The sequence below is a fragment of the Congregibacter brevis genome (assembly GCF_045689245.1).
Lineage (GTDB): Bacteria > Pseudomonadota > Gammaproteobacteria > Pseudomonadales > Halieaceae > Congregibacter > Congregibacter brevis.
Window position 1 is genome coordinate 1,679,446 of sequence record NZ_CP136865.1, and the last position, 22,780, is coordinate 1,702,225.

Consider the following 22,780-nt stretch of genomic DNA (forward strand, 5'->3'; position numbering starts at 1 on the left):
ACAGCGAATGGCAGCGGCGAAAGACAGAAGAATGATTGTCGGACTGGATATCGGAACCTCCAAGGTGGTTGCGATCGTTGGTGAAGTGACCGCCGATGGCAGTATCGAAGTTATCGGTATTGGCTCTCATCCGTCCAAAGGCATGAAGAAAGGCGTCGTGGTCAATATTGAGTCCACGGTGCAGTCGATCCAGCGAGCTGTTGACGAAGCGGAGCTCATGGCGGGCTGCCAGATCCACTCTGTCTATGTCGGCATTGCGGGTTCGCATATTCGCAGCTTGAACTCCCACGGCATTGTGGCGATCAAGGAGCAAGAGGTTGTTGGCCAGGATTTAGAACGCGTTATTGATGCGGCCCGCGCGGTTGCAATTCCTGCGGACCAGAAAGTTCTGCATGTGCTCCCGCAGGAGTACGTGATTGATAACCAGGAAGGCATTAAGGAGCCCCAGGGGATGTCCGGTGTACGCCTTGAAGCGAAGGTTCACCTCGTTACCTGTGCGGTAAATGCCGCTCAAAATATTGAAAAGTGTATTCGAAAATGCGGCCTTGAAGTGGAGGACATTATTCTCGAGCAGCTGGCGTCTTCCTACTCGGTGCTCACCGACGATGAGCGAGAGCTTGGTGTATGTCTGGTAGACATTGGCGGTGGTACCACGGATATCGCGATTTTTACCGAAGGCTCTATTCGTCACACCGGAGTTATACCAATTGCTGGCGACCAGGTGACCAATGACATCGCTATGGCACTGCGTACACCGTCCCAGTATGCCGAAGAGATAAAGATTCGCTATGCCTGTGCTTTGACGCAGCTGGCCGGTGCTGATCAAACCATCAAGGTTCCCAGTGTGGGAGACCGGCCACCCAGAGACCTGTCGCGACAATCTCTGGCGGAGGTGGTTGAGCCCCGCTACGACGAACTTTTCACCTTGATTCAGGCGGAGCTTCGTCGCTCTGGTTTCGAGGACTTAATTCCGTCAGGAATCGTGCTCACTGGAGGTACCTCCAAGATGGAGGGCGCTTCTGAGCTGGCGGAGGAGATTTTTCACATGCCCGTACGTGTGGGTTACCCGGCAAGCATTGAAGGCCTGGCGGACATCGTTCGAAACCCTATTTATTCAACGGCTGTTGGCTTGCTGCTCTATGGCAGTAGTCATGCCGGTGAGGTGCATACAGGCCGCCCTCGGACGTCGGGAGATGCCTGGTGGACCCGTGTTACGCAATGGTTTCGAGACAGTTTTTAGAACAGATTTTTTGGGGAAGGAAGGTCGCCGTCAGGTGACGTAAATAAAGGGGAAGGAAGCTATGTTTGAACTCGTAGACAACGTACCGCAGAGCGCTGTCATCAAAGTGATTGGTGTAGGTGGCGGTGGTGGCAATGCCGTTAAGCACATGATCAGCAACAACGTAGAAGGCGTGGATTTTATCTGTGCCAATACAGATGCGCAGGCTCTATCAGATGTCGAATCGCCGACGGTGCTTCAGCTCGGTGGCGAAATCACCAAGGGCTTGGGTGCTGGCGCAAATCCTGAGATCGGTCGAGCCGCTGCCATGGAAGACAGAGAGCGTATCGCCGAGTCTCTGAGGGGCGCCGATATGGTGTTTATCACCGCTGGTATGGGTGGTGGCACAGGTACTGGAGGCGCACCGGTGGTCGCCGAAATTGCCCGGGAGATGGGTATTCTCACCGTTGCAGTGGTCACCAGACCTTTCACTTTCGAGGGTCGTAAGCGACTTTCTTTAGCGGAAGCCGGTCTTGGGGAACTTCAGCAGCATGTTGACTCTCTAATCACCATTCCGAACGAGAAACTGCTGGAGGTTTTGGGAAAAAATACCAGTCTCTTGGATGCCTTCAAAGAGGCCAATGATGTATTGTTGGGCGCGGTTCAGGGTATTGCTGACCTGATCATTCGCCCAGGCATGATTAATGTCGATTTTGCGGATGTTCGGACAGTGATGTCCGAAATGGGTATGGCCATGATGGGCACAGGAAGCTCTCGCGGCGAGAACCGGGCGCGTGAGGCAGCCGAACGCGCTATCAATAGCCCGCTGCTGGACGACATAGATCTGGAAGGTGCACGCGGGATTCTGGTCAATATTACTGCCGGGCTTGATTTGTCGCTCGGTGAGTTCTCCGAAGTGGGCGATACCATTGAGGAGTTCGCCTCGGAAGAGGCCACCGTTGTAGTCGGGACAGTGATTGATCCCGAGCTAAACGACGAATTGAGGGTTACGGTAGTCGCTACGGGACTTGGCAACACAGCGTCCCGAGCAACGTTGCAGGTAGTGGAAACACCACGAGCCGCGCGAGCTGAAGAGCCGCAAAGCGAGGTTGATCCTCTATCCGCGCCCGACTACCGGGATTACGAAAAGCCGCCGGCCAGACGCGCAGCAGCGCGAGGAGGCTCGGCAGCCGCAGCGACCGCGGAAAAACTGGGAGATGACTATTTCGACATCCCGGCATTTCTGCGGCGACAGGCCGACTGATCGAAACGACTGTCATCCTGTCTACGGCGTGACAGGCGCTCAGGCGCCTGGCGGCACCCCTGAGTAAAAGGGGCACTGACAAGGAGGTTGTATGATTCGACAGCGGACGTTGCGCAACGCCATCAAGGCGACAGGCGTTGGTTTGCATACGGGAGAGAAGGTGTACCTGACTCTGGCGCCCGCGCCTGTGGACAGTGGCATCATCTTTCGTCGTGTCGATCTCGACCCGATTGTCGAGATTCACGCTAAGGCATCAAATGTGGGTGACACCACGTTGTCGACGACCTTAGTCCATGACGGGCACCGAGTGTCCACTGTGGAGCATTTGTTGTCGGCTATGGCCGGTCTCGGTATTGATAACGCCTATGTCGATGTCAGTGCCAGTGAAGTGCCGATCATGGATGGTAGCGCTGGACCGTTTGTTTTTCTGATCCAATCTGCGGGGATCGAAGAGCAGCCAGCGGCCAAGAAATTCATCCGTATTAAGCGTCCGGTAACGGTAGAGGACGGAGACAAGGTAGCCAGCTTTCTTCCCTTTGATGGCTTCAAGGTCTCCTTCACTATCGATTTTGATCATCCGGTGTTTAGAGATCGCAAGGCACATGCCGAGATCGACTTCTCCTCTACATCCTTCGTGCGTGAGATCAGTCGCGCACGAACATTCGGGTTTATGCATGAGATTGAGTATCTCCGCTCGAAAGGTCTTGCTCGGGGTGGCAGCGTTGACAACGCGATTGTTGTTGATGAGTACCGAATCCTCAACCAGGATGGCCTCCGGTACGAGGATGAATTCGTAAAGCACAAGGTTCTCGATGCCATTGGCGACGTCTATTTGCTGGGTTACAGCTTGATTGGGGAGTTTCGCGCGCACAAGTCAGGGCACGCGTTAAACAACGCCTCTCTTCGCGCTTTAATGGAGCAAAAAGACGCGTGGGAGATGGTCACTTTTGACGATCCCGAGACGGCTCCAATCTCTTACCTCACCGCGCCCTCAGCCCCCGCTGCTGTCTAGACTGTCCAGTGGCCTACCGATGGAATAATCGGTGTGTCTGTGGGACAATTTCGCGCCGGTTTTTTTGCTTCATTAGCGCTCGGTAAGGCTTGATTTGTGGGCGATTGGCCCCATGAATAGCCGACATACTTTTTATTTTCCCGGATGCATCACGAAGCACGGCTTTGTGCAGCACCAGGGCATTTTCGGACTCAGGCACCAGCCGTTCCGAACGACTTGCCGGGAGCCACACACTGATGGACTGCACAGACCTATGGTCGGCAGCGGCGCAACGATTTAATGATTAACTCTGCTCTTAAAAAAGTTTTTGGTACACGCAACGATCGCGAGCTTAAGCGCATGCGCAAGGTGGTCCGCCAGATCAATGCGATGGAAGAAGGCATGCAAGCGTTGGATGACGAGGCTCTTGCGGCTAAAACCGGAGAGTTTCGTGAGCGTCTGAGCTCGGGAGAGACCCTCGACAAAATTCTTCCCGAGGCCTTCGCCGTAGCGCGGGAGGCGGGTAAACGGGTTATGGGTATGCGCCATTTTGACGTGCAGCTCGTCGGTGGTATGACTCTTCACGAAGGGCGCATCGCAGAGCAGCGCACCGGTGAGGGAAAGACGCTGGTAGCGACCTTGGCGGCCTATCTGAATGCACTGAGCGGCAGCGCGGTACATCTCATTACTGTGAATGATTACCTCGCTGGTCGAGACGCCCAATGGATGTCGCCGCTGTACAACTTCCTGGGACTTAGCGTTGGCGTGGTTCGCTCTGGACAGACCCCCGAAGAAAAGCGCAACGCGTATCAATCCGATGTGATTTACGGCACTAACAATGAGTTTGGCTTTGATTATCTTCGCGACAACATGGCGTTCTCTCTTGAGGACAAAATGCAAGGGGACCTCAGTTTTGCCATCGTCGACGAAGTGGATTCCATCCTCATTGACGAAGCGCGGACTCCGCTCATTATCTCTGGTGCAGCCCAGGATAGCTCAGAGCTTTACAAGCGCATCAACAAGCTCGTGCCTTCATTGCAGCGCGAAGACGAGGGGCAGGACGGGCACTATACGGTCGACGAAAAGCTACGTCAGGTAGAGCTGACGGAATCCGGGCATGAATTTGTAGAGGAAATGCTGGTACGCGAGGGTATGCTCGAAGAGGGAGATAGCCTTTACGCATCGACCAACCTGTCTCTTCTTCATCATGTGCACACAGGCTTGCGAGCCCATGTGATGTTTAGTCGCGATGTGGAGTACATCGTACAAGGCGGGCAGGTGGTGCTCATCGACGAGCACACAGGGCGGACTATGCCGGGTCGTCGTCTTTCCGAAGGTCTCCACCAGGCTATTGAAGCTAAAGAAGCTGTGGAAATTCAAAGCGAGAGTCAAACCCTCGCATCGACAACATTCCAGAATTACTTCCGGCTCTACGACAAACTTTCAGGCATGACGGGCACAGCGGACACCGAAGCTTTTGAGTTTCGGCAGATTTACGGCCTTGAGGTGGTCGTGATACCGACAAACAAGGATATGGTTCGCAAGGACATGAACGACCTTGTGTACTTGACCAGCGAGGAGAAGCTGGACGCCATCGTTGAGGATGTTAAGCACTGCATGGAGATTGGTGCGCCCGCACTGGTCGGAACCGCTTCAGTGGAAACCTCCGAGGAGCTGTCTGCTCGCTTTAAGAAGTCGGGAGTAGCTCATAAAGTATTGAATGCGAAGTATCACGAGCAGGAAGCGGAAATTATTGCTCAGGCGGGGCGTCCTGGCGTCGTGACCATCGCAACCAACATGGCCGGCCGAGGCACAGATATTGTTCTGGGCGGAAACCTCGAAGCCGAGCTGCGTCAAGCCGGGGACATCAGCGACGAACAACGCGAAGCGATGCAGGCGGATTGGGAAGAGCGGCACGCCAAGGTTCTCGAGGCGGGCGGCTTGCATATTCTTGGTACCGAGCGCCACGAGTCTCGCCGCATCGATAATCAGTTGAGGGGGCGTGCGGGACGTCAGGGTGATCCTGGAGTGTCACGCTTTTATCTCTCCCTTGAAGATAACCTCATGCGCATCTTTGCTTCTGATCGCGTTAAGAACTTCATGCAGGCTTTGGGCATGGAAAAAGGTGAGGCTATTGAGCATCGCATGGTTACCAATGCGATCGAGAAGGCCCAGCGCAAGGTCGAGGGACGCAACTTTGATATCCGCAAGCAGTTGCTAGAGTACGATGACGTTGCGAACGATCAGCGTCAGATCATCTACCAGCAACGCAACGACCTACTGACGGAGGCTGAGATCTCCGACACGATCACGGCTATTCGTCACGATGTTGTGAATCAGGCTATCGACAGTTTCATCCCTCCTATGAGCGTCGAAGAGCAGTGGGACGTGCCAGGGCTCGAACGCCAGCTTGAGGCAGAGTTCGCCATAACATTGCCGATTCAGCAGTGGTTGGAAGAAGATGACAAGCTCCACGAAGACGCCATTCGCGAGCGTGTTCTGGCGGAGATACAGCAGGCCTATGACCTTAAGGGCGAGAACGTTGGCCCCGACATGCTGCGTATTGAAAAGCAGATAATGCTGCAGGTTTTGGACACGCTCTGGAAAGAACACCTCGCAACCATGGATCATCTGCGGCAAGGTATTCATCTTCGTGCCTACGCTCAAAAGAATCCTAAACAGGAGTACAAGCGAGAGTCATTTGAGCTGTTTCAGGAACTGCTCTCCAGTCTTAAGTACGAGGTCGTGAAGTTTCTCAGTCACGTGCAAATTCAGAAGAAGAATGAGGCTGAACTGATCGAGCAGCAACGTCGCCACGAAGCAGAGCAGGCTAAGTTGGCGTTTCAACATGCGCAGGCATCCGGTATGGCACCGGCGCAACCTGCTGACGCCCCTAATTCGGAACAGGCTGAGGCTCCTCCTGCGCAGCCGATCACCCGTAGCGAGCCTAAAGTGGGTCGTAACGATCCTTGCCCCTGCGGTAGCGGCAAAAAGTACAAGCAATGTCACGGTGCGCTCTAAGCGCCTCTCCCACGGGTAATGACCTCTACGGACTCTGAAGGCTTCGAGAGTGTCTCCAGGCTGCTTCCGGTCCCTGGAGTCACAGTTGCAGCTGTCGAGGCGGGGATCCGTTACCCGGATCGCCGCGACCTTGTAGCGCTGAGCTTTATTGAAGGTACCACTGCCGCTGCGGTCTTTACCCGAAACGCCTTTTGCGCAGCACCGGTCATCGTCGCGCGGGAGCATCTTCTTCAATCCCAATTCAAACCACGCTTGCTGCTCATTAATACCGGCAATGCCAATGCCGGGACCGGTGAGCCAGGAATGGAAGTGGCACGCCGCACCTGTGATGACGCTGCAGCACTCCTTGGATTAAATCCGAATGAAGTGTTGCCCTTTTCTACAGGCGTCATCGGCGAAGATCTGCCTGTGGAAAGATTAACTGCGGCGCTACCTGAGTTGTTTGTGCAGCGCTCTCCCAGGCACTGGGATGCAGCCGCTATCGGTATTATGACCACCGATACGCGTCCAAAAGCGGGTTCCCGAGAGTTCTCTGCAAACGGTAAGAGCTATGTACTCACCGGCATAGCGAAGGGTGCCGGGATGCTTCGTCCGCATCTGGCGACAATGCTGTCCTTTTTGGCTACCGATGCCCCTATTGCCGACCGGGTGTTGGATATCTTGCTTCGTCGTGCTGTGGAGGGTTCCTTTCATAGGATCACCGTGGATGGGGATACGTCCACTAACGACGCTGTCGTTCTTGCTGCGACCGGTGCCAGCGGCGACTCGCTGTGTGACGATCCTAATTCCGAGTTGGCTTTGGCGCTTGCGATGGCGCTGGAATCTCTGTGTATTGAGCTCGCCCAAGGTTTGGTGAGGGACGGAGAGGGCGCGAGCAAGTTCGTTGAGATTGATGTGAGCGGCGGAGCGGATGAACAGGAGTGTTTGGATGTGGCCTTTACTATTGCTCACTCGCCTTTGGTAAAAACTGCGCTGTTTGCCGGGGACCCAAATTGGGGGCGGGTACTTGCGGCGATCGGTAGGTCGGGCCTGTCGAAACTCGACGTTACCGGGGTGCGTGTTTTTATCAACGATTTGATCATTGCCGAAAAGGGCGCGCGTTCAAAGGACTACGTCGAATCCGATGTTGCACGGCTGATGGCTGGTGCAGAATTAAAACTGGGAATAGAGCTTGGGCGCGGTTCAGCTCGTACTTCTGTCTGGACATCAGATTTTTCCTATGACTACGTACGTATCAACGCCGAGTATCGGAGTTAGAAGGGCGTGTCTGATAACTCTAGAATGGGCGCCGACGATGTATCGGCTTTGGTGCATGTTGCGGTCGCCGTTATTCTTGGGGATGACGAGCAGGTTTTGCTCACCCAACGACATGCTGATAGCCATCAAGGGGGGCTCTGGGAGTTTCCCGGGGGTAAGCTTGAGTCAGGAGAAAGCCTCTCCGGCGCCTTGCTGCGGGAGCTTCGTGAAGAGTTGGGTATTGAGGTATCTGCGCACCACGCTCTTCTGAGGATTGAGCATGACTACGGCGATAAGCGGGTTTTGCTTGATGTTCATTGCGTGACTGAGTTCGAGGGCGAGCCCTCGCCCTGTGAGGGGCAACCCATGCGCTGGGTCGGTGTTTCAGAACTCGGTGATTATGCCTTTCCCGAAGCCAATGGAGCTATTGTGCGCGCCCTTGTAAGCGGAGCGCGTTAAGCCTCAGCACTGCTGCTGGTCGCGAGAGCTAAAAGTCTTTCGTGCAGGTCCATTACCTGAGCGTCAAGGTTCTCTAGGCTTCCGTTGTTGTCTATCACGCTGTCTGCCTTTGCTAAGCGATTCTCACGAGACATCTGTGCAGCCATTATGGAGCGCACAAGTTCCTCGCTGTTGCTGTCGCGTGTAATCGTTCGTGCGACTTGAGTCGATTCGGGAACATCGACGACCACTACGTGCTCTACGAATTCACTTTGCGAACCCTCCAGCAATAAAGGGGAGCTTAGTACCGCGTAGGGTGATGTGGCTTCGGCGAGCTGTTGGGCGATGCTCTGTCCTATCAGCGGGTGAGTAAGCGCCTCCAGCCACTGCCGCTCCTTTGGATCGGAGAACACAATGCGCCTCAATGCCGCACGATCCAGAGTCCCATCGTCCAGAAGGATCTCTTCTCCGAAGCGACGAGCGATCGCCCTGAGTGCGGGGCTGCCCGCTTCTACTACCTCCCTAGCGACAATGTCTGCATCCACAATATGCACACCAAGAGGGAGTAGTCGGTCGGTAACAGCACTTTTGCCACTACCGATACCACCGGTTATACCGACGCGAAGGGGATTGGTCATGGGCTGCCAAGGAGTATTGCTGAGAGTGCGCCGCCCCAGAGCAGACTTATCCATCCCGCCGCAGCTAGATAGGGACCAAACGGTAGGGGGCTAGAGCGATCTTTCCCTTGCACAGCAATGATGAGAATTCCCAGGACAGCGCCTACTGCAGATGAAAGCAGAATGATGATCGGCAGGCTTTGCCATCCAAGCCATGCGCCGAGAGCGGCCAGCAGTTTAAAGTCACCGTAACCCATGCCCTCCTTACCAGTGGCGAGTTTGAAGGCCCAATAAATAGTCCACAGTAAAAGATAGCCCGCGGCGGCGCCTATGATGGCGTCAACCGGCAATACGGGCCCCCAAAACACGTTGAACAAAAGTCCGGCCCATAACAGCGGTAGCGTCACATCGTCGGGCAATAGTTGCGTATCAATATCAATGACGGCCAGCGCTATAAGCGTCCAGGTAAACAGCAGGTAGGCGAGCAGTGCGGGTTCTACACCGATGTGAAACGCAACGACCAGCGAGGCGACCGCGCTGGTTAGCTCTACTAGCGGGTATCGCCAGCCGATACTTGTCCCGCAGCTCGAGCATCTGCCACGGAGTGCTATAAAACTGATAACGGGGATGTTCTCCCAGGGTTTGATCGCGTGCTGGCAGTGAGGACAATGGGAGCCCGGGAAGGCCAGCGAGAACCTTTCTTCAGTCGCCTCTTGGCCGTCATCAATCTCAAGCAGAGCGCGACAATCTCTTCGCCACTCCCTTTGCATCATTTCTGGTAGTCGAAGAATGACTACGTTCAGAAAGCTGCCAACCAAAAGACCAAGCGACCCGACCAACAAGTAAAAATACGCGGGGTACTCGATCAAAAACTCACTGAGCATGGGAGATTGGCTCATTGTCTGTCGTCGAAGGGCAGCTGCTGGCCGCGGAGAATTTTGCTTACGCGCGCTTAGATTACGGATCCCAACATGAAGATTGGCAGGTACATAGCGATCATGAGGCCGCCGACCAACACTCCCAGAATCGACATGATCATTGGCTCCATCAGGGAGCTGAGGCTATCTACGGCATTGTCCACGGCTTCTTCATAGTGAGTAGCCACTTTATCCAGCATTTCGTCGAGCTGACCGGATTCCTCACCGATGGAGATCATCTGCAGCAGCATGTTGGGGAACAACCCCGTGCTCTTTACAGAGTTGTAGAGTGTGGAGCCGGTAGTAACGTCGTCACGAATTTGCAGAATAGCCTCGCTGTACACCGCGTTGCCTGCAGCGCCCGCTGTGGATTCCAGAGCGTCTACGAGAGGAACACCCGCGTTAAACGTAGTTGCCAGCGTCCTGGAAAAACGCGCGACCACAGAATCATGAACGATTCCCCCAAAAATAGGGAGCTTTAACATTAGGCGATCGATGGAGTCGCTGAAACTCTTCGAGCGGATTCGCGCCTCTTTAAATGCGTAAACTGTGGCTACGATGCCGATGACAATAATAAACCACCACGCTTGCATGAAATCTGACAGGCCCAGAACCATCAGGGTGAACGCAGGCAAGTCTGCCCCAAAGCTGGAAAATGTCTCCGCAAACTGCGGCACAACCTTGACCAGCAGGATGCCCGAAACGACCAATGCGACGACGATGACCGCGGTTGGGTAGGTTAGAGCCTTTTTGATTTTTGCCTTTAACTGCTCGGTTTTCTCTTTATAAGTGGCCACACGGTCGAGCATGGTTTCAAGTGTACCGGCGGACTCTCCCGCACCTACCAGAGAGCAAAATAGCTCGTCAAAATGTCTCGGATGCTTCTCTAGGGAAAGGGCAAGGCCGCCACCCGCTGAAACGTCATTCTTGATGCCGCTAACGAGCTCTTTCATCGAGGGATTTTCCAGCCCGTCGCCCACGATATCAAAGCTCTGCACAAGCGGTACGCCCGCTTTCATCATGGTCGCCATCTGGCGAGTGAAGATGGCGATGTCTGCTGGCTTAATGGGTTTTTTCCTGGCGCTGAAGAGGGGTTTCGGCTTTCTACGCACCGAGCGTGGGTTGATGCCCTTTTGTCGCAGCTGAGCGCGCGCCATCGCTTGCGACGGCGCGTTAATCTCACCCTTGGTCTGGCGCCCGTTTTTATCGGTGCCGCTCCAAGTAAACAGTTCGCTGGTAGCCGTCGTCGCCATGGTGTTTGGCTTATCTCCTGTCGCTCTCGTAAAACCTGATAATGCCAGATTTTGTGTCAGTCAATCGTAACGCGGTTTACTTCCTCAAGACTAATGAGTCCTTCGGCACATTTCCGCAGTGCAGAAGTTCGAAGATCCGCGAACCCATGGGCGCGGGCTTGTCGTGAGATCTCCAAGGAGTTCCCGTCTTCCATGATGGTGTTGGCGATTTCGGGCGTGATTCGCACGACTTCGTAAATGCCCACGCGACCTTTGTAACCATCTTTACAGGCGTCGCAACCAACCGCTTTCATAATCGTCGCTGTCGCCAACATCTCGTCGGTGAATCCCTCGTCCATCAGCGTGTCATGAGGTATATCGGCGGGTGCTGCGCACTCCTTGCAAAGACGTCGTCCCAGTCGCTGAGCGATGATCAAGCTTACTGAGGTCGCGACGTTGAAAGCGGGGACTCCCATGTTGAGAAGGCGGCTTATGGTTTCTGCTGCGCTATTGGTGTGGAGTGTGGAAAGTACGAGGTGACCCGTCTGCGCCGCCTTAATAGCGATTTCTGCAGTTTCAAGGTCGCGAATCTCTCCCACCATGATGATGTCGGGATCTTGACGTAGGAATGAACGGAGCGCTTCAGCGAAGTTCAGCCCGACCTTGGCGTTTACATGCACCTGATTGATGCCGGAGAGGTTTATTTCTACAGGGTCCTCTGCCGTCGAAATGTTGCGCTCGGGCTCGTTGAGGATGTTGAGACCGGTGTAAAGTGAGACGGTCTTACCCGAGCCAGTAGGACCCGTCACAAGAATCATGCCCTGAGGCTGTTTCAGCGCCTTCATAAACATTTCTTTTTGGTCTGGATCGTAGCCCAAGGCGTCGATACCCATTTGTGCACTTGTAGGATCCAAGATCCGCAGCACGATTTTTTCGCCAAAAAGTGTTGGAAGGGTGTTGACGCGAAAATCGATTGATCGGTTTCGCGAAAGCTTCATCTGGATACGGCCGTCCTGCGGCATGCGACGCTCGGAGATATCCATCTGAGACATCACCTTCAAACGTGCGGAGAGGCGAGGTGCCAGGTTACGTGGCGGGCGAACCACTTCGCGCAGAACGCCGTCTGTACGAAAGCGGACTCGATAATCTTTTTCATAGGGCTCAAAGTGAATATCCGACGCACCCTGTTTAATAGCGTCTACAAGAACCTTGTTTACGAAACGAACGATGGGGGTCTCGTCAACGTTACTGCTATCGTCTCCCTCCTCAGCGCCCGGGTCGTCAACCGCCCCGATATCGATCTCGTCGAACTCATCGGACTCGAGATCGTCGAGCCCGCCGCCGATGTCGTCCTGAGCCTCGCTCCATTCCGCAATCGCTTTTTGTAGGCTCTTCTCGTCAACGAGAATAGCTTCGGTATTGAGACCGGTGTGGAACTTGATTTCGTCCAGGGCCGCAAGGTTTGTGGGGTCAGAAACCGCAATGAAGAGACGCTTGCCACGGCTGTAAAGAGGAAGAGCATGATGCTTGGTGACGAGCTCTGGCTCTACGACGCCTTGAGGGAGAAATTGAGAATCAAAAGCACTGATATCAAAGCGGGCGGCACCGAACTCTTGCGATGCCAGTTCGGCGAGCTTGTGGCTATCAATTTTAACTTCATCAACTAGGTAGCGAACGAAGGGTATTCGCTCGTTGGCTGCGGCGGCCTGCGCCTTTGATGCCTGGTCGGCATCCAGAAGCCCCTCGATTACTAGTCGACCTGCCAGGCCCGAGGGTTTACCGCTGACTCGTTCGTTCATGCGTAGCTGCCCTGTAAGAAGTTTCAGAGTATAGCGGGAGGTTTATCGCGGCTGAAGTGCTTCATAGTAATGAAAGTGGTGATTTGTCTAACTTAGGTGCAGGCAAGATGCTACTTTTTAGGCGCATTTACGCCTCGTAGTGGCTTTGCGGCTGACAAAAAATGTCAGTAAGTGGTTCATTTGGGGAGCTAGAGCCAGATGCCGTCAGCCTATCCTTACATTGAGCTTACTCTCGATATTTTTTAAATTATTGATTTAATTACTATTTTATAGAAATTTTCAAGGTTTGGCCCACAAAATGCTTTACCTACAGGGTGATGTGACCGCTTTTGTTTGCCCGTCTAAGGGCAGTTGATAATCTGGAGAGTGAAAATGAAGAAAGTAAACATGAATCGTCAGCAAGGCTTTACGCTCATCGAACTGATGATCGTTATTGCGATTGTAGGAATTTTGGCAGCGATCGCGCTGCCTGCATATCAGGACTACACAGTACGAGCGCGCATGTCTGAGCCTATGGCGAAGCTGGCTGAGGCAAAAACCTCCGTTGCTGAGTTTTATGCTGCCAACGGTAACCTGCCCGCAACATTGGCTGAGGCCGGTGTAGACGGAAGAACAGCAACGATTGCTACTCTGATCGTGGAGTCTATGACTTACTCTTTGACTGGTGGTGTACCTACTATCTCGGTGCTTGCACACGCGAGTGTCTTTCCCGGTGCAACCGCAGATGCAGGTTTTGAGCTTGTCGGCACCAGCAACCCCAATACTCGCACTTTGCAGTGGGAATGCCAGCCCGGTACCAATGGTGCAGAAGGACGGTTTTTGCCCGCGAACTGCCGTTAATAGCTTTTTGCACACATAGACACGATCGATGGATCGTGTCTGAATTCTGGGCCCGCTCTGCATGCAGAGCGGGCCTTCTTCGTTTATCAGCGGTGTTTGCCGCTCCTTTGTCGAAGCTTTAGGCCCGATGAACGCACGGCTGCTCCTCCTGCTCCCATTCCTTCTCGTTGTTCTGGCTTATTCGCCTGCTCTGACCGGACCGTGGCTGTTTGATGACATGAGCAACATAGTTGCTAACGAGGCATTGGACGGTAGCTTTAAGCAAAGTGAAACGTGGAGAGAATCGGGCCTTAGCATGCCTTCCGGACCGCTGGGGCGTAAGGCTTCAGCGATGAGCTTTGCACTCCAGTCCGCCATCCTTGGTATTACTCCCACGCTTAGTAAAGCAATCAATCTCCTGATTCATCTCGGCTGTGGTTTCCTTGTTTTTCTTCTGACGAAAACCTTGTTTCTCTCTCGGCCGAGCTATCAAAAATTCGCGCTGCCTGCAGCACTGTTGGCATCAACTATTTGGATGCTTTCACCATTACAGGTTTCTACCGTTATGTACGCCGTACAACGGATGGCGCAGCTTTCAACCTTGTTCTGCCTTCTTGGCATGTTGGTCTATGCGCACTACCGGAGGTCTTGGCTTACGGTCGCCCCCAGCGTGGATGCGATGCTCGCCTGTACGGTGTGGATGGGCGTGTTTACGATTGTGGGAGCCTACTCCAAAGAGAACGGCGCGCTTCTGCCATGGTTCGTTACACTGCTGGAAGTGACGTGGTTTGGCGGGATTGTGGCTGGAAAAAAGCATCGCGTTGTATTCGCGCTTGCGATGTTCGTATTCATTGGACCTGTGCTATTGGCTTTGGCCCTGCTTACGATTGACCCCGGCTGGATTCAAGCGGGTTACGAAGCCCGGGACTTCTCCATCACCGAAAGAATTTTCACTCAGCTACGTTTGTTGTGGCTGTATGTCTTTTGGTTTCTGGTGCCCATACCCGGACAGCTTGGCTTGTTTCATGACGATATCGTATGGTCCACAAGTGCTTTCCAGCCCGTGAGTTCGGCACTGGCCGGCGTTGCGTGGTTGCTAGCGATTCTTCTGGCTGTGAGGTATGCCAAGCGTCAACCCTTGCTAGCGCTCGCCGTTGGGTGGTGGTGCATTGGTCATGCTCTTGAGTCCACTGTTTTACCTTTGGAGATGGTGTTCGAACATCGCAACTACCTCCCGTCCATCGGTATTGCTATCGGTTTGAGCGCACTGCTGATCCAGATAAATGACCGCTACATCGCTGGGCATCAAAGACGCTTGCTATGGGTGGTGCCGGCGCTGCTTGCTTTACCCTTATTTCTTCGGGCGCTGGTCTGGAGTGATGAGTCTCATCTCGCTGATACCCTTTGCAAAAATCATCCCTTGTCGGTTCGGTCTTGTCACTTTTACGCACAGACCCAAGTAAAGAGTGCGTTTGTGTCAGGCGTGATTCCGAATTCTGACATCACCGCCGATGATCGCGCCTTGTTGGCACGGCACGCGCTCATCAAAATTCATGAGCGTCAGCCTGAAGAACTCGTTACCAGCGTAGCTCTTTTTCTTTTGGACTCGCACAGTGTGCCTGGGTCGTCACAAGTCTCTGCACTATGGATGCCAAGGATCATTAACGGGCTGAGCTCTAACGTTTTGGATGTAACCGAGGTGAAAGCGGTGGCTCAGACCTTACAGTGCGTTAGGGCAGAAGTGTGTGTCGCCTCTGCGGACCAACTATCCAATCTAGAAGATGCGCTCTTGGGACATTCGGCAAACTTTGATGCAGGAGTGACTGAACTGATCGCGCACTATCGCGATGAAGGCATGCCCCCTGGGGAGTTAGCAGAGCTCGTTCAGGAGTGGTCCAAGGCTTCGCCCACGAGTATGGGGCTCAGCGATTGGCGAGCCTTGCTGTATCTCGAAGATGAGAACTACCCTGCGTTCTTTGACGAGATGCTTGTCCTTGCCGCACTGGATAAAGATAGGCGCCGGTACCCGAAACTCTCCTTGGTGATTTCCCGGATTCTTTCTTTGTGATTACCAGCAGCAAATCTGAGCTCACTTCGACCATTGCGCTGCTTCTCCTTCTTGGGGTGTGCGTCTGGCTCTACTACCCGGGATTAAGCGGACCGGTTTTGCTCGACGATGCTTCGAACATTGAGCAGAGCTTTGGTGCTGAAGTAAGCGGTTTCGCCAACGAGGAGTCATACAGGCCTGGGTTTTGGGAGTACGTTTCTAACAACAATGCCGGGCCTCTTGGTCGACCAGTCTCTATGGCGACCTTTTACGCAGAATACTGGTTCTGTCCGCCCAGAAGCTTTGTCGGCAAAAGCATTAACCTCGCATTGCACTGTGTCGTAGGCCTGCTGCTGTATATGCTTGTAAGACGAACGCTTCGAATGGTCGGCTTGGATTCGAGTGCCGCAGCACTGTTTGCAACTGCCTTTTGGCTGCTTGCACCGCTGCACGTCAGTACTGTTTTGTATCACGTACAACGGATGGCAATCTTAGCAGCACTATTCTCCCTGCTTTTTATTCATGGATGGTTCAGTCTGCGCGGTGCCTATATAGATCGACGCAGCTTGCGATGGCCTGCCATAGGTACTCTACTCAGCGGGATATTGGCGATTGGAGCGAAGGAGAACGCTGTCGTTGTTTTGCCACTCGTACTGCTTTTTGATTGGTTTTTCTTGGGAGAGCGGGGGGAGCCAAACCTGAGGCAGGTGCGCTGGCGTAGAACCTCCAAGCTTGCTTTAGCAATACTAGCGCTGCTTGGCGTAGTCGCCTGTTTGCTCGCGTCAGAGTGGATTGTTAGAGGTTATGAAGTACGACAGTTCACGCTTGGACAACGCTTGCTTACAGAGTCCCGAATACTCTGGTCTTACGCCTATGAGTTTTTCCTGCCGAATATCCAGACGTTAGGGTTGTCTCATGATGACTACCCGCTTTCTCGCGGACTATTCGACCCGATAAGTACGTTGTGGGCAGTTACTGCGATGTCCCTTGGGGCTCTGACCTTGTTGGCATTTTGGTCACGCAAAGTCTTTCGCTACATCGCCTTCGGGGTTGTCTTCTTTTTTACGGCTCATGCGCTTGAATCCTCTCTTCTGGCACTCGAACTGTATTTTGAGCATCGAAACTACTTTCCTAGCGTAGGTTTCGCTGTTTCCTTAGGCATTATTGGCGCTTATCTAGGTTCAAAGTATCCCCAGACGAGTAGATCTCTGATGGTCGCGATCACCATCTGGCTGGTGGTGCTAGCTGCTGATCTTAGCTCCCAATCGGCTATCTGGGGCGATAGAACCGCTATAGTTTTAACCGAACGAGCGGGGCATCCAGAGTCGTCCAGAGCGAACATCGCTATGGCTGTGCTCACCGCTAGTGCGGGAGACACAGTGAGCGCTGAGCGATTTTCTAAACTTGCGGCTAAGTACTCTGACTCGGAAACAGATAGTGATCATATTGTTAGATTTATAGCTTTGAGCTGCCTCGCCAACAAACCTGTTCCTGCTGGGTGGTACCCTGCTCAGCTTACTCAGAAATTAGGGTCGAGTTCTGGGAGAACTTCGCTTGAAAAAATCGTAGTCGCTGCAGAAACTGACCGTTGTCCAGAGTTTGACTTTGAAGAGCTTGCCGACTTCTTTTCCAGAGCGTGGCGATCACCAGATTTTGAGAGCGGCTTTGACAGAAATGTGATGGTGGCCGCGCTGCGAATTGAGCGAGTGCTGGGACGGCAGGAGCCCGTTTCACGATATGAAGAAATTTTGCAGCAAGTCCTGCCGGACTAGTAGTCTGTGCAGACGTAAGACGCGCAGCGGCGCAATCCATAAGTAGCCAAAACTTGCCAGTGAGGATAACCGTGCTGAGTACTCGTTCCATTGTAATACCCGCAAAAAATGAGTCAGCAACGATTGCGGGTCTCGTGCATCGATTGCTGGCGCAGAACTCCTCGTGGGAAGTGATTGTTGTTGACGATGGTTCAACGGACGGTACGGGAGATCTCGCGGCTGAAGCCGGAGCGATGGTCGTCACTCAGCCCTACAGTAAGGGAAATGGGGCAGCGATCAAGCGTGGTGCTCGAGCCGCAAGCGGAGAGGTTCTGGTTTTTATGGACGCTGACGGACAGCATGACCCTGCAGATATTGATCGTTTACTCTACCGGTATGACGAGGGCTACGATCTTGTCGTGGGCGCCCGCTCGGGACTAGGGTCCCAAGCGAGTGTTGCACGTTGGGGGGCGAACGCTTTTTACGATAGCTTCGCGAGTTGGATGGTCGGTCAGCCCATTGACGATCTCACGTCAGGATTTAGGGCGGTGAACCGCAGAAAGTTTTTGAGTTTTCTGTATCTGCTACCTAACGGATTTAGTTATCCGACTACCTCAACCATGGCGTTTTATCGGGCGGGCTACTCCGTCGGGTTTTTGCCGATAACAGTCGCGAAGCGCCAAGGTCGCGGTCACATACGTTTGTTTCGCGATGGTTTACGTTTCTTGCTAATTATTTTCAAGGTTGGAACGCTGTATTCTCCGCTGAAAGTTTACTTTCCATTTTCGGTCTTTACCGCGGGTCTTGGAGTGTTTAACTACGTCGCTACGGCAATGATTACGGAATCCTGGCGCTTTACGAATATGACAGCTCTTCTGGTTTCTTCAGGAGTTATTATTTTTCTTTTGGGTCTTTTATCCGAGCAGCTCACAAACCTGCAATACAAAGACGTTGCGGTGGATGACGATTAAGACAGAGCTCTTTAGGGCAGACCTCTTTAGGGTGACTCGGAAGAGTCACCCTAAAGAGGTAGGGCGCGGCTGCTATTGCGAGAATAAGATACGCAGCAATTTCATAGTTTCTCGGAGTGACCTCATATGCTCATTGGCGTACCGAAAGAGATAAAGAATCACGAGTACCGTATTGGTCTGACGCCTGCCGGAGTGAGCGAGTTAGTGCATGCAGGGCATGAGGTGCTTATCGAGACTTGCGGCGGAGCATCCATTGGCTTTGACGACTCCCAATACAAGGCTGCCGGGGCGGCTATTGCGAATGACGCTGAGACAGTCTTCGCCACTGCAGAAATGGTTGTAAAGGTTAAGGAGCCCCAGCCGCAGGAATGCCAGATGCTTCGCCCCGGCCAGCTTTTGTTCACTTACCTACACCTTGCCCCAGACCCAGAGCAGACTCGTTTACTCGTTGAGTCTGGTGCGAGCGCAGTTGCCTACGAGACTGTTACCAGCGCGCAAGGAGGGCTACCTCTGCTAGCGCCCATGAGTGAGGTGGCCGGGCGCATGGCCATTCAGGCTGGCTGTCATAGCTTGGAAAAGGCCCAGGGCGGTAGCGGCACTTTGCTCGGTGGTGTTCCCGGTGTAGAGCCTGCCAGAGTGCTGGTCATCGGTGGTGGCGTGGTGGGAGTGAACGCCGCTCGCATGGCAATGGGCTTAGGCGCTGATGTCACGATTGTTGATCGCTCTATTAGCAGACTCAAGGAGCTAGATACGCTGTTTGAGGGCCGCATGAAGACGCTTTACTCCACTCGGGATGCTTTAGAGAGACATGCTCTGCAGGCAGATCTGGTGGTCGGTGCGGTGTTAATACCCGGAGCCGCTGCGCCGAAGCTGATTTCCGCTGAACTAGTCTCGCGGATGAAACCGGGAGCGGTCTTAGTGGACGTCGCCATTGATCAGGGCGGTTGTTTTGAAACGAGCCGTCCGACCACACACCAGAATCCCTGCTATATCGTAGACGACGTAGTGCACTACTGTGTCGCCAACATGCCTGGGGGGGTTGCGAGGACGTCCACGCTTGCACTGACCAACGCGACGCTTCCCTACGTGCTTGCTTTGGCAAGTAAAGGCCTAAAAAACGCGCTCGAAGATGATCGTTACTTGCGTGACGGTTTGAATGTGCACGCAGGAAAAATCACCTGCAAGGCTGTCGCTGAAGCCCTGAGTTACGAGTACTTACCGCCTATGCAAGCGCTTAGCTAGTCAGCGCGGGTTTCTACGATTGGCCGGCATTTCTGGCCGTTTAGATGGGTCTTATCAAAGCTTAAGACGTGGGTTTATGTACGATCAGTAGATCCTGGTGTGTTGGCCCTTCGTCTACTCTCCAAGTGCCGGGGTATATATCGGCAATGGGAATTAGGTCTACATCGGCAATGGTCTCTAAAATAAAATCTGGTCTGAATGCCATCGCAGCAAGCGGATTCTTGGGGGTGGCTGTGGCGCTGAAAGCGTCTATAGGGGTATCAAAACTCAGGTCTTGCCCCTGGTTTTCTGTGCCTTGAGCGTCTTCGAGTACATACCAGGTGAGCACAGCTGAAGCCCCTGGCTTCAAAACGCGACTCAGTTCGCGAAGGTATTGCTTTGCGTCTTCGGTGCTGAGGTGTGTGAAGACTGATGTGGCGACGGCAAAGTCGAAAGCGTTTTTCTCGTAGGGAAATTGAAAGTTTTCACCGCGCTCCTCGCCGTCGGGGTTGTAGTGTTCATTGTTTACCGAGGTTAGTCGAAAGTTGAAATTTCTATGCCGGCTTCCGATGGCGCGTTGGCACCAAGCTATAGCCTGTTTATCGACGTCGAAGCCTTCATAACGACTGTTGCTGTCCAAGAAATGAGTCAGTGGTGCGGCTAAGCGACCCACGCCGCAGCCGATGTCCAAAACCGAGCATCCGGGGGTGAGGCCGCCGTATTCGGTGCAAAGCTTCTTCAAGTGGAGACCAATCTCCTCGAAGTCGCTCTGGCTGTCGAAGCGCAGCCAACGGGGCGGCAGCGCTTGATCCCTCTTAGTCATCCGGTCCCAAAGATCCATGGGAAAATACCTGACTAGCTTCAGAGCTCTCTTCTGCTCATGAGGAAGTCTGCCTAGCAATGCGGCCAAACCCTTGGACATTTCTATACCTAAGCTTATGAGGCGAATTTTTCCTGATCTTGTGTCTTCCCACGGAGAGACGTCGTTAAGCCTTCAGTGCCTTCGCCTCCCGCCGCCGCGCATGCAGTACGGGTTCGGTGTAACCGCTAGGCTGCTCGGTGCCCAGGAACACCAGGTCGCAAGCGGCCTGAAACGCTACGCTGCCCTCGAAGTCTGTCGCCATGGGCTGATAGAGGGGGTCGTGTGCGTTTTGCTGGTCCACGACCGACGCCATTCGTTCTAAGGTTTCTCTAACCTGGGCCTCGCTACACACGCCATGGAGCAACCAGTTGGCGATATGCTGGGAGGAGATTCTCAGGGTTGCTCTATCCTCCATCAGGCCCACGTTGTTAATGTCCGGTACCTTGGAGCAGCCGACGCCCTGATCAACCCAGCGTACGACGTATCCCAAAATCCCTTGCGCATTGTTGTCCAGTTCCCGCTGGATATCATCGGCGCTCATATTCGCTGCACCACGAAGCGGAATCGCGAGGATGTCGTCGACGGAGGCGGGTTCTCGATCTTTCAAGCGCGCTTGCACATCGGCGACGTTAACGTCGTGATAATGCGTTACGTGCAGCGTGGCGGCGGTGGGGGAGGGGACCCAGGCAGTGCTTGCTCCAGCCTTCGGGTGACCAATTTTAGCTTCGAGCATGGCGGCCATGAGGTCGGGCATCGCCCACATGCCTTTCCCTATTTGCGCGCGACCTAATAAGCCACAGGAGAGTCCAGCATCGACGTTATGGTCTTCATAGGCGCCGATCCATGGCTCGGATTTCATGTCACCTTTCGGCGTCATTGCTGCGGCGGCCATACTGGTGTGGATTTCGTCGCCCGTACGATCGAGGAAGCCCGTGTTGATAAAGACGACGCGCTCTCTTGCCCGGTAGATACATTCCCGGAGGTTAATCGTTGTGCGTCGCTCTTCATCCATGATGCCTAGCTTCAGCGTATTTCTGGGTAACCCCAGGGCGTCTTCGACGCGCGAAAAAAGCTCTACGGTAAAGCTGACTTCCTCGGGTCCGTGCATTTTGGGCTTAACGATGTAGACGCTGCCGCAGCGTGAGTTCTTAAGTCCGCTATCCCCTTTAATATCGTGCATGGCGATGACCGCGGTGAACATCGCGTCCATGATGCCTTCGGGAATCTCATTACCCTTGCTGTCCAGAATCGCATCGTTGGTCATAAGATGACCGACATTGCGGACAAACATGAGGCTACGACCGGGTAAAACCAATTCGCTACCGTCAAGCGCTGTGTAGCTTCGATCCGGATTCAGTGTACGAGTTTGGCTCTGTCCGCCCTTGCTGAACTGCTCGTTTAGGTCGCCACGCATTAACCCGAGCCAGTTGCCGTAGACGACCGCTTTATCATCCGCATCTACCGCTGCCACCGAGTCTTCGCAGTCTTGAATGGTGCTGATCGCTGACTCTAGGAACAGGTCTTTGACGCCGGCTTTGTCCGCGGAGCCTATGGGGCTAGCGGCATCGATTTGAATCTCAACATGTAAGCCGTTGTGCTTGAGAAGAACCGCCGTTGGCTCTTCCTGCTCGCCGCGGTATCCCTTCAGCTGATCAGGGTTTGCAAGTACCGCAGTTTCATTCTTGTCGGCAAGCCTGACCGTCAAGGCGCCATCGCTAATGAGATACGCCGTCGCATCATGATGGCTGCCGTTCTCAAGAGCAAAATGCTTGTCGAGGAAGTTTCGCGCCCAGTCAATTACCCGCGCCCCGCGCACCGGGTTATAGCCGCCGGCGCGTTCAGCACCGTCGTCTTCGGAGATCACGTCTGTCCCATACAGTGCATCGTAGAGGCTGCCCCAGCGTGCATTTGCAGCGTTGAGGGCATAACGCGCATTCATGACGGGTACCACTAACTGCGGTCCAGCGATCGTAGCAACTTCGGGGTCCACATTTTCTGTACTGATGGAGAAGGGTGCTGGTTGGGGTAGCAGGTATCCAATGTCCATTAGAAACGTTTTGTAGGCGGCCCTATCGTAGTCGGCGCCCGGGTGCTGCCGATGCCAAGCATCTATCTGGTGTTGTAAATCTTCTCGAGTCGCGAGGAGTTCTTTGTTTAGGGGGCTCAGGTCTTCAAGAATGCTCGCCAGAGAGCTCCAGAAATTGGCGGCGTCGACGTCGATGCCCGGGCAGATCTGCTCTTCCAATAGCGATGCGATGACGGGTGAGACTTGTAAGCCTGCGCGAGAAACCCGGTTAGTCATGACTGAGACTCCTTCAATTGACGCAACGAACGTTGTAAACCGCGTATCTTAGTCCTTGGCGTATAATTCCCAA

Annotated in this window: 17 protein-coding genes; 11 read left to right on the forward strand and 6 right to left on the reverse strand. The window is 53.8% G+C overall.

Annotated elements, in window-relative coordinates:
* Positions 1 to 7: 7 nt before the first annotated feature.
* The 6 genes from ftsA to mutT all read left to right on the forward strand — a co-directional run bounded on the left by ftsA (position 8) and on the right by mutT (position 8,190).
* Positions 8 to 1,240, forward strand: coding sequence for a cell division protein FtsA (gene ftsA, locus R0137_RS07390; RefSeq protein ID WP_407329733.1), 1,233 nt, complete (start codon positions 8 to 10; stop codon positions 1,238 to 1,240).
* Between the two features lie 61 nt (positions 1,241 to 1,301).
* Positions 1,302 to 2,483, forward strand: a complete 1,182-nt coding sequence (gene ftsZ, locus R0137_RS07395) for a cell division protein FtsZ (protein WP_407329735.1) — start codon at positions 1,302 to 1,304, stop codon at positions 2,481 to 2,483.
* Between the two features lie 91 nt (positions 2,484 to 2,574).
* Complete coding sequence (lpxC, locus tag R0137_RS07400; RefSeq protein ID WP_407329737.1) at positions 2,575 to 3,495, forward strand: UDP-3-O-acyl-N-acetylglucosamine deacetylase; 921 nt, start codon at positions 2,575 to 2,577, stop codon at positions 3,493 to 3,495.
* A gap of 279 nt (positions 3,496 to 3,774) precedes the next feature.
* Positions 3,775 to 6,495 (forward strand): preprotein translocase subunit SecA, encoded by a 2,721-nt coding sequence (gene secA / locus R0137_RS07405; RefSeq protein ID WP_407329739.1) that lies wholly within the window; start codon positions 3,775 to 3,777, stop codon positions 6,493 to 6,495.
* A gap of 18 nt (positions 6,496 to 6,513) precedes the next feature.
* The gene (gene argJ / locus R0137_RS07410) at positions 6,514 to 7,752 is read left to right on the forward strand and encodes a bifunctional glutamate N-acetyltransferase/amino-acid acetyltransferase ArgJ (RefSeq protein ID WP_407329741.1); all 1,239 of its coding nucleotides are present in this window, start codon (positions 6,514 to 6,516) and stop codon (positions 7,750 to 7,752) included.
* Between the two features lie 6 nt (positions 7,753 to 7,758).
* Entirely contained in the window at positions 7,759 to 8,190 is a 432-nt protein-coding gene (gene mutT / locus R0137_RS07415; protein WP_407329742.1) for an 8-oxo-dGTP diphosphatase MutT, read from the forward strand.
* On the opposite strand, the gene coaE is transcribed toward mutT, so the two are convergent.
* From coaE to pilB, 4 genes are read right to left on the reverse strand one after another with little or no spacing between them, the layout of a single operon-like run.
* Positions 8,187 to 8,807 (reverse strand): dephospho-CoA kinase, encoded by a 621-nt coding sequence (coaE, locus tag R0137_RS07420; protein WP_407329744.1) that lies wholly within the window; start codon positions 8,805 to 8,807, stop codon positions 8,187 to 8,189. The two genes, mutT and coaE, sit on opposite strands and share 4 nt — an antisense overlap.
* Positions 8,804 to 9,685, reverse strand: a complete 882-nt coding sequence (locus R0137_RS07425) for a prepilin peptidase (RefSeq protein ID WP_407329746.1) — start codon at positions 9,683 to 9,685, stop codon at positions 8,804 to 8,806. The genes coaE and R0137_RS07425 overlap by 4 nt, the downstream gene beginning before the upstream one ends.
* 53 nt (positions 9,686 to 9,738) lie before the next feature.
* The gene (locus tag R0137_RS07430) at positions 9,739 to 10,956 is read right to left on the reverse strand and encodes a type II secretion system F family protein (RefSeq protein ID WP_407329748.1); all 1,218 of its coding nucleotides are present in this window, start codon (positions 10,954 to 10,956) and stop codon (positions 9,739 to 9,741) included.
* A gap of 56 nt (positions 10,957 to 11,012) precedes the next feature.
* Positions 11,013 to 12,734: a type IV-A pilus assembly ATPase PilB gene (gene pilB, locus R0137_RS07435; RefSeq protein WP_407329749.1), complete on the reverse strand. Its 1,722-nt coding sequence runs from the start codon at positions 12,732 to 12,734 to the stop codon at positions 11,013 to 11,015.
* 372 nt (positions 12,735 to 13,106) lie between these two features.
* Here pilB and R0137_RS07440 point away from each other — a divergent pair, with 372 nt between their 5' ends.
* From R0137_RS07440 to ald, 5 genes are all read left to right on the forward strand, one after another.
* Entirely contained in the window at positions 13,107 to 13,574 is a 468-nt protein-coding gene (locus R0137_RS07440) for a pilin (protein WP_407329751.1), read from the forward strand.
* Positions 13,575 to 13,701: 127 nt separating this feature from the next.
* Positions 13,702 to 15,621, forward strand: a complete 1,920-nt coding sequence (locus tag R0137_RS07445) for a hypothetical protein (protein WP_407329752.1) — start codon at positions 13,702 to 13,704, stop codon at positions 15,619 to 15,621.
* Positions 15,618 to 17,372 carry a hypothetical protein gene (locus tag R0137_RS07450; protein ID WP_407329754.1) on the forward strand — a complete coding sequence of 585 codons (1,755 nt, stop codon included), beginning with the start codon at positions 15,618 to 15,620 and terminating at the stop codon, positions 17,370 to 17,372. The genes R0137_RS07445 and R0137_RS07450 overlap by 4 nt, the downstream gene beginning before the upstream one ends.
* 71 nt (positions 17,373 to 17,443) lie before the next feature.
* Complete coding sequence (locus R0137_RS07455; RefSeq protein ID WP_407329756.1) at positions 17,444 to 18,322, forward strand: glycosyltransferase family 2 protein; 879 nt, start codon at positions 17,444 to 17,446, stop codon at positions 18,320 to 18,322.
* A 126-nt stretch (positions 18,323 to 18,448) separates the two neighbouring features.
* Positions 18,449 to 19,564, forward strand: coding sequence for an alanine dehydrogenase (gene ald / locus R0137_RS07460; RefSeq protein ID WP_407329757.1), 1,116 nt, complete (start codon positions 18,449 to 18,451; stop codon positions 19,562 to 19,564).
* Positions 19,565 to 19,625: 61 nt separating this feature from the next.
* On the opposite strand, the gene R0137_RS07465 is transcribed toward ald, so the two are convergent.
* Positions 19,626 to 20,384 (reverse strand): class I SAM-dependent methyltransferase, encoded by a 759-nt coding sequence (locus tag R0137_RS07465; RefSeq protein ID WP_407329758.1) that lies wholly within the window; start codon positions 20,382 to 20,384, stop codon positions 19,626 to 19,628.
* A gap of 145 nt (positions 20,385 to 20,529) precedes the next feature.
* The gene (locus R0137_RS07470) at positions 20,530 to 22,707 is read right to left on the reverse strand and encodes a malate synthase G (protein ID WP_407329759.1); all 2,178 of its coding nucleotides are present in this window, start codon (positions 22,705 to 22,707) and stop codon (positions 20,530 to 20,532) included.
* Between the last annotated feature and the right edge of the window lie 73 nt (positions 22,708 to 22,780).